The sequence below is a fragment of the Pedobacter sp. AK013 genome, from assembly GCF_014205835.1.
Classification (GTDB): Bacteria; Bacteroidota; Bacteroidia; order Sphingobacteriales; family Sphingobacteriaceae; genus Pedobacter.
This window is the reverse complement of the sequence record NZ_JACHCQ010000034.1, coordinates 17,769-31,922: the sequence shown is the minus strand read 5'-3', so window position 1 is coordinate 31,922 and position 14,154 is coordinate 17,769. Positions and strand designations below refer to the sequence as shown.

The 14,154-nt window shown below is 37.8% G+C and carries 9 protein-coding genes and 5 tRNA genes; all 14 read right to left on the bottom strand.

Annotated features, from left to right (window positions below):
• Positions 1–9: 9 nt before the first annotated feature.
• Positions 10–4,296 carry a DNA-directed RNA polymerase subunit beta' gene (rpoC, locus tag HDC90_RS20165; protein WP_167293279.1) on the bottom strand — a complete coding sequence of 1,429 codons (4,287 nt, stop codon included), beginning with the start codon at positions 4,294–4,296 and terminating at the stop codon, positions 10–12.
• Between the two features lie 87 nt (positions 4,297–4,383).
• On the bottom strand, positions 4,384–8,187 hold the full coding sequence (gene rpoB / locus HDC90_RS20160; protein ID WP_184469585.1) for a DNA-directed RNA polymerase subunit beta: 3,804 nt from the start codon (positions 8,185–8,187) through the stop codon (positions 4,384–4,386).
• A gap of 157 nt (positions 8,188–8,344) precedes the next feature.
• On the bottom strand, positions 8,345–8,722 hold the full coding sequence (gene rplL, locus HDC90_RS20155) for a 50S ribosomal protein L7/L12 (protein ID WP_010601097.1): 378 nt from the start codon (positions 8,720–8,722) through the stop codon (positions 8,345–8,347).
• A 66-nt stretch (positions 8,723–8,788) separates the two neighbouring features.
• Complete coding sequence (rplJ, locus tag HDC90_RS20150) at positions 8,789–9,310, bottom strand: 50S ribosomal protein L10 (protein WP_010601096.1); 522 nt, start codon at positions 9,308–9,310, stop codon at positions 8,789–8,791.
• 2 nt (positions 9,311–9,312) lie between these two features.
• On the bottom strand, positions 9,313–10,011 hold the full coding sequence (gene rplA, locus HDC90_RS20145) for a 50S ribosomal protein L1 (protein WP_025143259.1): 699 nt from the start codon (positions 10,009–10,011) through the stop codon (positions 9,313–9,315).
• A gap of 20 nt (positions 10,012–10,031) precedes the next feature.
• Entirely contained in the window at positions 10,032–10,475 is a 444-nt protein-coding gene (gene rplK / locus HDC90_RS20140; RefSeq protein ID WP_010601094.1) for a 50S ribosomal protein L11, read from the bottom strand.
• Positions 10,476–10,821: 346 nt separating this feature from the next.
• Entirely contained in the window at positions 10,822–11,361 is a 540-nt protein-coding gene (gene nusG, locus HDC90_RS20135) for a transcription termination/antitermination protein NusG (RefSeq protein WP_025143263.1), read from the bottom strand.
• Positions 11,362–11,370: 9 nt separating this feature from the next.
• Positions 11,371–11,568 carry a preprotein translocase subunit SecE gene (secE, locus tag HDC90_RS20130; protein WP_029279332.1) on the bottom strand — a complete coding sequence of 66 codons (198 nt, stop codon included), beginning with the start codon at positions 11,566–11,568 and terminating at the stop codon, positions 11,371–11,373.
• 108 nt (positions 11,569–11,676) lie between these two features.
• Positions 11,677–11,747 (bottom strand) — tRNA-Trp (locus HDC90_RS20125).
• Between the two features lie 85 nt (positions 11,748–11,832).
• Entirely contained in the window at positions 11,833–13,020 is a 1,188-nt protein-coding gene (tuf, locus tag HDC90_RS20120; RefSeq protein WP_086545150.1) for an elongation factor Tu, read from the bottom strand.
• A 120-nt stretch (positions 13,021–13,140) separates the two neighbouring features.
• A tRNA-Thr gene (locus tag HDC90_RS20115) sits at positions 13,141–13,212 on the bottom strand.
• 81 nt (positions 13,213–13,293) lie between these two features.
• Positions 13,294–13,369 (bottom strand) — tRNA-Gly (locus HDC90_RS20110).
• An 81-nt stretch (positions 13,370–13,450) separates the two neighbouring features.
• A tRNA-Tyr gene (locus HDC90_RS20105) sits at positions 13,451–13,533 on the bottom strand.
• Between the two features lie 39 nt (positions 13,534–13,572).
• Positions 13,573–13,645 (bottom strand) — tRNA-Thr (locus tag HDC90_RS20100).
• Between the last annotated feature and the right edge of the window lie 509 nt (positions 13,646–14,154).

Sequence of the window (14,154 nt, the reverse complement as noted above, 5' to 3'; positions counted from 1 at the left end):
TCAAAAATATTAAGCTTCTACTTCTTCTTGTTTCGAAGCTAATAATTTATCGTATTCTTCTTGAGAACCAACAATGATTCTTTCATAACCACGTACACCAGTACCTGAAGGGATTAAGTGACCTACGATCACGTTTTCTTTCAAGCCTAACATATTATCGCGTTTACCTGCAATTGCTGCCTCATTTAATACTTTCGTAGTTTCCTGGAACGAAGCCGCAGAAATGAACGATTTAGTACCTAATGATGCACGTGTAATACCTTGTAAGATAGAACTCGCAGTTGCTGGTCTTGCATCTCTCACCGTGATCTGTTTTAAATCTTTACGTTTTAACTGAGAATTTTCGTCTCTTAATTTACGTAATGAAACAATCTGACCTGGTTTGAATTCAGTCGAATCGCCTGCGTCTTCAACAACTTTCTTGTCGTACATGGCATCATTTTCTTCTGAGAAGTCCCAACGATCTACTGCATTGTTTTCTAAGAAAATAGTATCTCCCGGATCTTCGATGTGAACTTTCTGCATCATCTGGTGAACAATCACCTCGAAGTGTTTATCATTAATTTTCACACCTTGCAAACGGTAAACCTCTTGAATACCATTTACTAAGTATTCCTGAACTGCAGCAGGTCCTTTAATTGCAAGGATATCAGCAGGAGAAATTGAACCATCAGATAATGGCATACCTGCTTTCACAAAGTCATTATCCTGTACAAGGATGTGTTTCGACAATGGAACAAGGTATTTTTTAACTTCACCATCTTTAGATTCGATTGTGATTTCACGGTTACCACGTTTAACACCACCTAAAGTTACCACACCATCTATTTCGGTTACTACAGCTGGGTTAGATGGGTTACGCGCTTCAAATAATTCAGTTACACGAGGTAAACCACCCGTAATATCTCGGGTTTTACCAGTTGCACGAGGAATTTTAGCAATAATCTGGCCTGTTTGGATTGTTTCACCTTCATCAACTGAAACGTGAGCACCTACCGGGATGTTATAACCTTTGATAAACTCGCCTTTTTTGTCAACAATCTGAACTGAAGGGTTTTTCGTTTTATCACGGGTATCGATAATTACTTTTTCGCGGTGACCAGTTTGCTCATCAGATTCTTCACGGTAAGTTACACCATCAATAATGGCATCGAATTGTGCTTTACCAGCAAACTCTGAGAGGATAACCGCGTTGTACGGATCCCAAGAACAAATTTTATCGCCTTTAGTTACTTTATCGCCTTCTTTAACGAATAAGAAAGCTCCGTACGGAATGTTGTTGGTTACGATCACTCTACCGCTTCCTGGCTCAACAATTCTAAACTCACCTGAACGGCCTAATACAACCTGTACTGTACCATCTTCGGTTTGTGTATCTACTGTACGGATATTTTCGAACTCAACAACACCATCAAACTTAGCTACAATGTTAGATTCTGCAGCAATGTTTGATGCAGTACCACCCACGTGGAAAGTACGAAGTGTTAACTGTGTACCCGGCTCACCGATTGATTGTGCTGCAATTACACCAACTGCCTCACCTCTTTGAACACGTTTGCCAGATGCTAAGTTACGGCCATAACATAATGCACAAACACCACGTTTAGATTCGCAAGTTAATACCGAACGGATCTCGATACCTTCTAATGGAGATTCTTCGATCAATTTAGCTACATCTTCGTTAATATCTTCGCCCGCACCTACCAATAAAGTGTTATCCAATGGATTGTACACATCATGTAATGAAGTACGACCTAAAATCCTATCGTATAATGGTTCAACAATATCTTCGTTATCTTTTAACGCAGTGGTATACATACCTCTTAAGGTACCACAATCGTTATCGTTAACAATCATATCTTGTGCCACATCATGTAAACGACGGGTTAAGTAACCCGCATCCGCCGTTTTTAACGCCGTATCCGCCAAACCTTTACGCGCACCGTGAGTAGAGATAAAGTACTCTAATACCGATAAACCTTCTTTAAAGTTTGATAAGATCGGGTTTTCAATGATATCGCCACCTGAACCTGATTTTTGAGGTTTCGCCATCAAACCACGCATTCCGCAAAGCTGACGAATCTGCTCTTTAGATCCACGTGCACCTGAATCAAGCATCATGTAAACCGAGTTAAAACCTTGGTTATCTGAAGATAACTGAGTCATAACGAAAGTAGTTAACCTGTTGTTAATACGGGTCCAGATATCGATAATCTGGTTGTAACGCTCATTGTTGGTAATGAAACCCATGTTATAGTTGTTTCTTACCTCTTCAACCTCAGCTGCTGCCTGTTCTAATAAAGTATGTTTTTCTACCGGAATGTTTACGTCTTGTAAGTTGAACGATAAACCTCCTTGGAATGCCATTTTGAAACCTAATTCTTTGATATCATCTAAGAATTGAGAAGCGCGGGCCATACCAGTCATTTTCACTACTTCACCAATAATATCCCTTAAAGATTTTTTGGTTAATAATTCATTGATATAACCAACCTCTTCTGGAACCATTTGGTTAAACAATACTCTACCTACAGTAGTTTCAGTTAATTTATTAACGATAGAACCATCAGCTTGTTTAACATTTACCCTTACTTTGATAAATGCATGTAAGTCTAATTCCTTTTCGTTATAAGCAATAATAACTTCTTCTGGAGAATAGAAAGCAGAATCCTGTCCTTTTACCACTCTGGTTTCATCTGTTCTGCGGCCTTTAGTAATGTAATAAAGACCCAAAACCATATCCTGAGAAGGTACTGTAATTGGTGTACCGTTTGCAGGGTTTAAGATGTTATGTGCCGCCAACATTAATACCTGGGCTTCCAAAATTGCTGCGTTACCTAACGGTAAGTGCACTGCCATCTGGTCACCGTCAAAATCGGCGTTGAATGCGGTACAAACTAATGGGTGTAACTGGATTGCTTTTCCTTCAATTAATTTTGGCTGGAAAGCCTGGATACCTAATCTGTGTAGCGTAGGTGCACGGTTTAATAATACCGGGTGACCTTTTAATACATTTTCTAAAATATCCCAAACTAATGGATCTTTTCTATCAACAATTTTCTTTGCAGATTTAACTGTTTTTACTACACCACGCTCAATCATCTTACGAATAATGAACGGTTTGTAAAGCTCAGCAGCCATATCTTTAGGAATACCGCACTCGTGCAATTTAAGGCTAGGCCCTACAACAATTACCGAACGAGCTGAATAATCCACACGTTTACCTAATAAGTTCTGACGGAAACGACCTTGTTTACCTTTCAAAATATCTGAAAGCGATTTTAAAGCACGGTTACCTTCAGTTTTTACCGCATTAACTTTACGTGAGTTATCGAATAACGAATCTACGGCTTCCTGTAACATACGTTTTTCGTTACGTAAAATTACCTCTGGTGCTTTAATCTCGATCAAACGTTTTAAACGGTTATTACGGATAATTACACGACGGTATAAATCATTTAAATCGGAAGTAGCGAAACGACCACCTTCTAATGGAACCAACGGACGTAATTCTGGTGGAATAACCGGAACGATTTTAACAATCATCCACTCAGGGCGATTCTCGATACGTGTATTGGCACCACGGAAAGCTTCAACAACCTGAAGGCGTTTTAAAGCCTCATTTTTACGTTGTTGAGAAGTTTCGTTAGCAGCCTGGTGACGTAAATCATAAGATAAAGTATCTAAATCAATACGTTTTAATAAATCTTCTAATGCTTCAGCACCCATTTTGGCGATGAATTTATTAGGATCTTTATCGTCTAAGTATTGGTTTTCTTTAGGTAATTTATCTAAGATATCTAAATATTCTTCTTCTGTTAAGAAGTCCATATAGTTGATACCTTCTTCGGCCATTAAACCTGATTGAATAACTACGTAACGCTCGTAATAGATAATTAAATCTAATTTTTTAGTAGGTAAACCTAATAAATAACCGATTTTGTTTGGTAAAGAACGGAAATACCAGATGTGCGCAACAGGAACCACCAAAGCGATGTGCCCCATACGCTCACGACGTACTTTCTTTTCAGTTACTTCAACACCACAACGATCACAAACAATACCTTTATAACGGATACGTTTGTATTTACCGCAATGACATTCGTAATCTTTTACCGGACCAAAAATACGCTCACAGAACAAACCATCACGCTCAGGTTTGTAAGTACGGTAGTTAATGGTTTCTGGTTTCAACACCTCACCGCTCGAACGTTCCAAAATAATTTCTGGAGACGATAAGCTAATCGTGATTGATGTGAAATTGCTTTTTAATTTATTATCCTTTTTGTAAGACATATCTTTTTGTTTTTAGTAGCAAGTACTTAGCATTGGGTATCAAGACAGAAAATCCATCTTGATACTTGATACTTTAATACTTAATACTTAGTCTAACGTAATATCTAAACCTAATCCGCGTAACTCATGTACCAATACGTTGAACGATTCTGGTACACCTGGCGTTGGTAGGTTTTCACCTTTAACAATGGCTTCGTAAGTTTTGGCCCTTCCGATTACATCATCCGACTTAACGGTTAAGATCTCCTGAAGAATATTAGCTGCACCGAATGCCTCTAATGCCCAAACCTCCATCTCACCAAAACGCTGACCACCGAACTGGGCTTTACCACCCAAAGGTTGTTGTGTAATTAATGAGTATGGTCCGATTGAACGGGCGTGCATCTTATCATCAACCATGTGACCTAATTTCAACATGTAGATAATACCTACAGTTGTAGTCTGATCGAAACGCTCACCTGTTAAACCATTGTATAAGTAGGTTTTTCCTGAAGCAGGAACACCTGCTTTAGCGATCCATTCTTCCACCTCATCGTGCGTAGCACCATCAAAAATCGGAGTTGCAAATTTAACACCCAATTCTTTACCAGCCCATGCCAATACGGTTTCGTAGATCTGACCAAGGTTCATACGTGAAGGTACACCCAGTGGGTTCAACACAATATCAACCGGGCTACCATCAGCTAAGAAAGGCATATCTTCATCACGTACAATACGTGCTACAATACCTTTGTTACCATGGCGACCTGCCATTTTATCACCTACTTTTAATTTACGTTTTTTAGCAACATAAACTTTTGCCATTTGTACAATACCTGATGGAAGCTCATCACCTACACTGATTGCGAATTTATCGCGTTTGTAAGCACCAAGTTCTTCGTTAACACGGATACCGTAGTTGTGAAGCAACATTTTAATCAGCTCGTTTTTATCATCATCAGTAGTCCATTTGTTAGGGCTAATGTGGTTATAATCAAGCTCTGCTAAAATTTTCTGTGTAAATTTAGCACCTTTAGCCACCAATAATTCTTTGTAAATGTTAAATACACCCTGAGATGTTTTTCCGTTTACAATCGTGAATAATTTGTCAACTAATTCAGCTTTTAATTTCTCAGTGATATTGTTATATCCTTTGTCTAATTTCTCAATTGCTGATTTTTCCTCAGCTTTTGTAGTTTTCTTAGCACGGCTGAATAATTTAGTATCAATTACCACACCTTGGATGGAAGGAGGAGTTTTTAAAGACGCATCTTTAACATCACCTGCTTTATCACCAAAAATTGCACGTAGTAATTTCTCTTCAGGTGAAGGATCAGATTCTCCTTTCGGCGTAATCTTACCAATTAAAATATCACCTTCTTTTACATCAGCACCGATACGGATAATACCGTTTTCATCAAGGTCTTTAGTAGCCTCTTCAGAAACGTTCGGGATATCTGGCGTTAATTCCTCTTCTCCACGTTTAGTATCACGTACTTCTAATTCAAACTCTTCAATATGCAATGAAGTGAAAACGTCATCACGAACAATACGCTCGTTAATTACAATCGCATCCTCAAAGTTGAAACCCTGCCAAGGCATAAACGCCACTTTCAAGTTTCTACCTAATGCCAATTCACCATTTTCAGTTGCATAACCTTCGCAAAGTACCTGGCCTTTAGTCACTTTCTGACCTTTCTTAACGATTGGTTTTAGGTTGATACAAGTATTCTGGTTGGTTTTCTTGAATTTAATTAAACGGTAAGTTTTGCTATCACCTTCAAATGAAACTAAACGATCATCCTCGTTACGCTCATATTTAATGGTAATTTCGTTAGCATCAACATACTCAACAACACCGTCACCTTCTGCATTGATCAGCGTTCTCGAGTCACGTGCAACACGACCTTCTAAACCTGTACCCACAATTGGTGCTTCAGGACGTAACAATGGTACGGCCTGACGTTGCATGTTCGATCCCATCAACGCCCTGTTCGCATCATCATGTTCTAAGAACGGGATTAACGAAGCAGCAATTGAAGTAATCTGGTTAGGCGCAACGTCCATTAAGTCTAATTTCTCAGGCTCAATAATCGGGAAGTCACCTTCGTAACGTGCTTTAACACGTGGAGTTGTAAATACACCTTTATCATCATACTCTGCATTAGCCTGAGCAATGGTTTTACCATCTTCATCTTCTGCAGATAAATAAATAACGTCTGAATCTACAACTACTTTACCATCTTCAACACGTTTGTATGGTGTTTCAATGAAACCTAAATTATTGATTTTTGCATGCACACAAAGTGATGAAATCAAACCAATGTTTGGTCCCTCAGGCGTTTCAATCGTACACAAACGACCATAGTGCGTATAGTGAACGTCACGCACCTCGAAACCGGCACGCTCACGTGATAAACCACCTGGACCTAATGCCGATAAACGGCGTTTGTGTGTAATCTCTGCTAATGGATTGGTTTGATCCATGAACTGAGATAACTGGTTGGTACCAAAGAAAGAGTTAATAACAGATGATAACGTACGGGCGTTAATCAAATCAGTTGGCGTAAATACCTCGTTATCGCGAATGTTCATACGCTCACGGATAGTTCTGGCCATACGGGCTAAACCAACACCAAATTGTGCGTACAATTGCTCACCTACCGTACGTACACGACGGTTAGACAAGTGATCGATATCATCAACTTCCTCTTTTGAGTTGATCAATTTGATCAGGTATTTCACAATCGCAATAATATCTGCTTTTGTTAATACTTTAACCTCATCAGGCGTATTCATTTTTAATTTACGGTTGATGCGGTAACGACCAACATCACCTAAATCATAACGTTTATCTGAAAAGAATAAACGATCAATGATACCGCGTGCTGTTTCCTCATCAGGTGGTTCTGCGTTACGCAGAGCACGATAGATGTTTTCTACAGCTTCTTTTTCTGAGTTTGAGGTATCTTTTTGTAATGTATTATATATAATGGTATAGTCAGCCTGACTTGCGCCATCTTCTTTCGATAAGATGATGCTTTTTACGCCAGCTTCGATAACCATATCAATGTGTTCGTCTTCTAAAACGGTTTCTCTTTCAAGAATCACTTCATTACGGTCAATAGAAACTACCTCACCAGTATCTTCATCAACAAAATCTTCAACCCATTTTTTCAATACCCTTGCCGCAAGTTTACGACCGATATATTTCTTTAAACCAGATTTACTAACTTTTACTTCGTCAGCAAGATCAAAAAGTTCCAAGATGTCTTTATCAGAATCGTAACCGATAGCACGTAATAAAGTGGTAACCGGGAATTTTTTCTTACGATCGATATAAGCATACATCACGTTATTAACGTCTGTAGCAAACTCGATCCATGAACCTTTGAAAGGAATTACACGTGCAGAGTACAATTTGGTTCCGTTAGTGTGACGGCTTTGGCCGAAGAACACTCCTGGAGAACGGTGTAACTGCGAAACGATAACACGTTCTGCACCGTTGATAACAAACGTACCTTTTGGTGTCATATACGGGATAGTACCTAAGTACACATCCTGGATAATGGTTTCAAAATCTTCATGTTCTACATCATTACAAGAAAGCTTAAGCTTTGCTTTTAATGGAACATTGTAGGTTAATCCACGCTCAATACACTCGTGTATATCGTAACGTGGCGGATCAACAAAATAATCAAGAAACTCTAATACGAAGATATTTCTTGAATCTGTTATTGGAAAGTTTTCAGCAAACACTTTAAACAAACCTTCGCTTGAGCGATCGTCTGATGTGGTATCTATCTGGAAAAATTCTCTGAATGATTGCAATTGCACATCCAGAAAATCCGGATAGTCTATAATGTGCTTACTAGTTGCAAAATTTACTCTTTGTTCGACTGTCTTTGCCAATGGACTAAAAGATTTTAGTTTAAGAATAAACTATTTGTTTGGTTCAGATTTTAAACAGGCTCATTAACCAAACAAAATGAGATGTTTATAAACAGGTAAAGACACCGACATTTTCAGTCGGTGTCTAATACATTTTTAGCTTAGCTAAGTTAAGTGATTACTTAATCTCAACTACTGCTCCAGCTTCTTCTAATTGTTTTTTAAGAGCTTCTGCTTCGTCTTTAGCAACACCAGCTTTTAATTCTTTTGGTGCTCCGTCTACTAAGTCTTTAGCTTCTTTCAAACCTAAACCAGTTAAGTCTTTAACAAGTTTTACAACTGCTAATTTCTGACCACCAGCTTCTTTTAAGATTACATCAAAAGATGTTTTTTCTGCAGCAGCAGCAGGTGCATCACCACCAGCAGCAGGACCAGCAACTACAGCAGCAGCTGCAGGCTCAATACCATACTCATCTTTTAAGATTTGAGCTAATTCATTAACTTCTTTTACTGTTAAGTTTACTAATTGCTCAGCAAACGCTTTTAAATCTGCCATTTTATTAAGATTTTAAAAATTTACGTGTGTAATAATTTTGTTTAATTTGCGAACTTAAGGTGTTCGTTAACCTTCTCTTTCTTGAAGAGTTTTAACAATTCCTGCAATTTTGCTACCGCCTGATTGAAGTGCAGATAGAACATTTTTAGCTGGTGACTGTAATAATCCAATGATATCGCCAATAAGCTCTTCTCTTGATTTTAAGCTTACTAAGTTATTCAATTGATCGTCGCCAACGTATACTGATGAATCTATATATGCTGCTTTAAGCACAGGTTTATCAGAAGTTTTTCTCAAAGTTTTAATCAACTTAGCCGGAGCGTTTGCTGTTTTTGAGAATAATAATGATGATGAACCTTTAAGCGCTTCGTATATCTCAGAAGCATCGCCATCTAAACCTTCAATCGCTTTGCGGATTAAAGAGTTTTTAGCAACCTTCATTACGATATCACCTTCGAAACATTTGCGGCGGATGTTATTGATCTGCTCTACAGAAAGGCTAGATGTATCAGCAATATAAAAATTGCCAAACTCTTGCATTTGTCCTTGTAGTTCTAAAACTACTTCGTTTTTTTCTTCTCTGTTCATGATTAGATCCCCGCTACTGATTTTGTTTCAATTGCAATCCCAGGACTCATTGTAGAAGACACGTGAATGCTCTTAAAATAAGTTCCTTTTGCAGCAGATGGTTTTAATTTAGAAATTACTTGAATAATCTCAAGTGCATTCTCATAAATTTTATCTGCTGGGAATGATACTTTTCCTATCGAGGCGTGTATGATACCCGTTTTGTCTACTTTAAAATCAATTTTACCTGCTTTAACCTCAGTTACAGCTTTACCAACTTCGTTAGTTACTGTACCTGATTTTGGGTTAGGCATTAAGTTCCTTGGACCTAAAACACGGCCCAATTTACCTACCTTAGCCATACAAGCTGGTGTAGTGATAATAATGTCTACATCGGTCCAACCACCTTCAATTTTAGCTACATACTCGTCTAAACCTACGAAGTCTGCGCCAGCTGCTTTCGCTTCTTCTTCCTTATCAGGAGTTACTAAAGCTAAAACACGTACAGTTTTACCTGTTCCGTGTGGTAAAGTAGCAATACCACGCACCATTTGATTGGCTTTACGCGGATCTACTCCTAAAGATACATCAATATCAACTGAAGCATCGAATTTAGTAGTAGTGATTTCTTTTACCAAAGCAGCAGCATCCTTCAAAGTATAAGCTTTACCAGCCTCTATTTTAGCATGTGCCTTTTTTTGATTTTTAGTTAATTTCGCCACTGTTGTAAACTGTTTTTTAATTAATTGTTCCAGGGTGCGTCACCAGAAACGGTGATTCCCATACTGCGTGCTGTTCCAGCAACCATACTCATTGCTGATTCGATTGTAAATGCATTTAAATCAGGCATTTTATCCTCAGCAATAACTTTAATCTGGTCCCAGGTCACCGACCCAACTTTCTTACGGTTAGGCTCAGCAGAACCACTCTGTAATTTAGTAGCATCTTTTAACTGGATAGCTACCGGAGGGGTTTTGATGATGAAATCGAATGACTTATCAGCATAAACAGTAATTACAACTGGCAATACTTTACCTGCTTTATCTTGGGTACGAGCGTTGTACTGTTTGCAAAACTCCATGATATTCACCCCTTTAGCACCTAATGCAGGTCCTACTGGTGGCGATGGATTTGCCGCTCCGCCTTTGATCTGTAATTTGATCATTGCACTGACTTCTTTTGCCATTTTGTGTTTTTTGTTTATTTAAAACTCAATGTTAAATATTGGAAGCATGTAACATTTAATTCCTTATAGCTCCTATAAAGCTTAAAGGACTGCAAAGATATGGATAATCTTACATTACTGCAATAGATACAGCAAATATATTTTTAAATGTATAACATATTAAGAATATACTTTGTGTTATCCGGTTATCAATTATAGAAGATGTGTTCTTTCAATCTCAAATAATGATAACTCCTTTTGTTCTTACCGTTTAAAACTTACGTTTTTGTAAGTAATTTAAAAACCATTAAAAAGAAAAAACCGCAGAATTTACTTCTTGCGGTTTTATTTTATTTTGAAAAATTTCTTATTCTTTTTCTACTTGCATGTAGTTAAGTTCCAATGGTGTTTTACGTCCAAAAATCTTAACCATAACTTTCAGTTTTTTCTTCTCTTCGTTTACCTCTTCGATAATACCTGAGAAACCATTGAAAGGTCCGTCCATTACTTTAATGCCTTCGCCAACATAATAAGGAACATTCATCGTTTCGCCTTGCTCGCTCATCTCATCAACCACACCTAAAATACGGTTCACTTCTGCCTGGCGCATTGGGATTGGATTACCGGCTTTATCGCCTAGGAAACCGATTACACTATTAATTCCTTTAATGATATGCTCTAATTCTCCATCTAGTGTAGCTTCGATTAAAACATAACCTGGATAAAAGTTACGTTCTTTGGCAATTTTTTTACCGTCTTTCATTTGGTAATATTTTTCCATTGGTATTAAAACCTGCGGAACCAAATGAGAGAAACCTAAACGGCTGATCTCAGCATCAATGTACTGCTTTACTTTCTTTTCTTTACCGCTAACAGCCCTTACAACGTACCACTTTAGATCGCTCATTAGTAAATATTAATTAGAAAGTGATTTATAAAAAGTATCTAACACAAATGTCGATCCTTTATCCATTGCAAAAATAACCAATGCAATAATTAAAGAAGCCACTAATACAAGAATTGCCGAACTTTGCAGTTCGCCCCATGTAGGCCATGTAACCTTCTGGGTCATTTCATCGTACGATTCTTTTATAAACTCAACTACTTTAGCCATATCAAATTATTGAATGAATGAATGAGTAAATGAGTGAATGATATTGTTTGAAAACCAGGCTTTCAATTCAATCATTCACTCATTCTTGCACTCAATCACTATGTTTAGCACGGGAACAAGGATTCGAACCCTGATCAAAGGTTTTGGAGACCTCTATTCTACCGTTGAACTATTCCCGTATTTAGAAAGCGAAGTGTTTAAGCGTACTCAAACACTTTGCTTTTCTTATTTTTACTTAAGCCCCGGTAAACCGGGATTTAAGATTTATTTTAAAATTTCAGTTACCTGACCAGCACCTACTGTTCTACCACCTTCACGGATAGCGAAACGTAGACCTTTTTCCATTGCGATAGCGTTGATTAACTTTACAGTGATTGTAACGTTATCACCTGGCATTACCATCTCAGTACCTTCAGCTAGTGAAATCTCACCAGTAACGTCTGTAGTACGGAAATAGAATTGAGGACGGTATTTGTTGAAGAATGGAGTGTGACGACCACCTTCTGCTTTTGATAATACATAGATCTCAGCTTTGAAATCAGTGTGAGGAGTTACTGAACCTGGTTTACAGATTACCATACCACGACGGATATCAGTTTTCTCAATACCACGTAACAATAAACCTACGTTATCACCAGCTTCACCGTAATCTAAGATTTTACGGAACATCTCAACACCAGTTACTGTAGATTTTAAGTTCTCAGCACCCATACCTAAGATCTCAACTGGATCTCCAGAGTTGATTACACCACGCTCAATACGACCAGTGGCAACAGTACCACGACCAGTAATTGAGAATACGTCTTCAACAGGCATTAAGAATGGAAGATCAGTTAAACGTGGAGGAATTGGAATATAGCTATCAACAGCATCCATTAATTCCATGATTTTACCAACCCATTTAGGATCGCCGTTTAATCCACCTAATGCAGAACCTTGGATTACAGGAATATCATCACCTGGGAATTCATAGAATGATAATAATTCACGAACTTCCATTTCTACTAATTCTAATAATTCAGGATCATCAACCATATCCACTTTATTCATGAATACAACTAATGAAGGTACACCAACCTGACGAGCTAATAGGATGTGCTCGCGAGTTTGTGGCATTGGACCATCAGTAGCAGCAACAACGATAATTGCACCGTCCATCTGAGCAGCACCAGTAACCATGTTTTTCACGTAATCCGCGTGACCTGGACAGTCAACGTGTGCATAGTGACGGTTAGCTGTTGAATACTCAACGTGAGCTGTATTGATTGTAATACCTCTTTCTTTTTCCTCTGGAGCAGAGTCAATTGAATCGAATGAACGTGCCTCAGTTAAACCAGCATCAGCCAAAACTTTTGTAATAGCTGCTGTTAAAGTTGTTTTACCGTGATCGACGTGACCGATTGTACCGATGTTTAAGTGCGGTTTACTGCGGTCAAATTTTTCTTTTGCCATTTTATTTATAACTAATTAGTAGGTTAACTTTTTATTATTTTTTATTTATTGTTATTTCAACACAAAAAACCTTGCCTACTCTGCTTATTAAACAGATTTAACAAAGCTTTATTATACCTGAGCCAACTATGGGAATTGAACCCACGACCTCTTCCTTACCAAGGAAGTGCTCTACCGCTGAGCTAAGTCGGCTTTTTAGTCTCCAGTTCCAGCTTATTTAGTTTTAACTATGTTAAAACTGTTACCGATAACTGCCCACTTTCTAATTTTTATTGGAGCGGAAGACGAGGTTCGAACTCGCGACCTATAGCTTGGAAGGCTATCGCTCTACCAACTGAGCTACTTCCGCTTTTAAAAACCAGTGATTGATTGAATGAAAGAATGAGAGAATTATTCTATCATTAAAACATTTGGTCATTCATTTAAAGTGTGGGGAGAGAAGGATTCGAACCTTCGAAATCTTGCGATAACAGAGTTACAGTCTGTCCCATTTGGCCGCTCTGGAATCTCCCCATCTTTTACTTTAAAATGCTAACACTTTAAAATAAAAAGAGCCTCCTATCGGAATCGAACCAATGACCTACTGATTACAAGTCAGTTGCTCTACCAGCTGAGCTAAGGAGGCTTTAAATTTTGTGCAATGATACGAAAAATCTTCATTTTTCATACTATTAACGTGTTTTTTTAAAACTTTTATCTTTTTAAAGAACAAGCCTTTTCTTCTTGGCCTAACACCGTTTCCGAAAGGGAATGCAAATATACACACTTATATTTCACTTCAAAATAAATTTGAAAAAAATAATGAAGTTATTTTAGTTAGTGTTCATTATATGCCTGAAGGAGCTTAATAATCAATCGCTTAAAATCGAATATTTTTTTTCCTTTTTTTTGTCTATTATCCTCTTAAACGTGATTATAATGCGTAATTACAACAAATAACGAATGAATTAATTTCAATAAGGCTAAAATTTAAGTAGCGAGGCAGGCTTTCTTTATAGAGAATTGTTCAGAAAATTAGAATTAGTTTATAGAAACTTGCTCAAATAGCGCCCGATTTCTTTAATTATTCAAGAAACTGATATAAAGAAATGTCGTCATCTAGACTGAAACGCAGCGAAACAGAGAGATCTAAAT

Excerpts from the sequence above, each read along its gene's own strand:
- rpoC (WP_167293279.1), bottom strand. The coding sequence starts at position 4,296 with ATGTCTTACAAAAAGGATAATAAATTAAAAAGCAATTTCACATCAATC.
- rplL (WP_010601097.1), bottom strand. The coding sequence starts at position 8,722 with ATGGCAGATTTAAAAGCGTTTGCTGAGCAATTAGTAAACTTAACAGTA.
- rplJ (WP_010601096.1), bottom strand. The coding sequence starts at position 9,310 with ATGAACAGAGAAGAAAAAAACGAAGTAGTTTTAGAACTACAAGGACAA.
- rplK (WP_010601094.1), bottom strand. The coding sequence starts at position 10,475 with ATGGCAAAAGAAGTCAGTGCAATGATCAAATTACAGATCAAAGGCGGA.
- nusG (WP_025143263.1), bottom strand. The coding sequence starts at position 11,361 with ATGAGCGATCTAAAGTGGTACGTTGTAAGGGCTGTTAGCGGTAAAGAA.
- secE (WP_029279332.1), bottom strand. The coding sequence starts at position 11,568 with ATGGCTAAAGTAGTTGAGTTTATAAAAGAATCGTACGATGAAATGACC.
- tuf (WP_086545150.1), bottom strand. The coding sequence starts at position 13,020 with ATGGCAAAAGAAAAATTTGACCGCAGTAAACCGCACTTAAACATCGGT.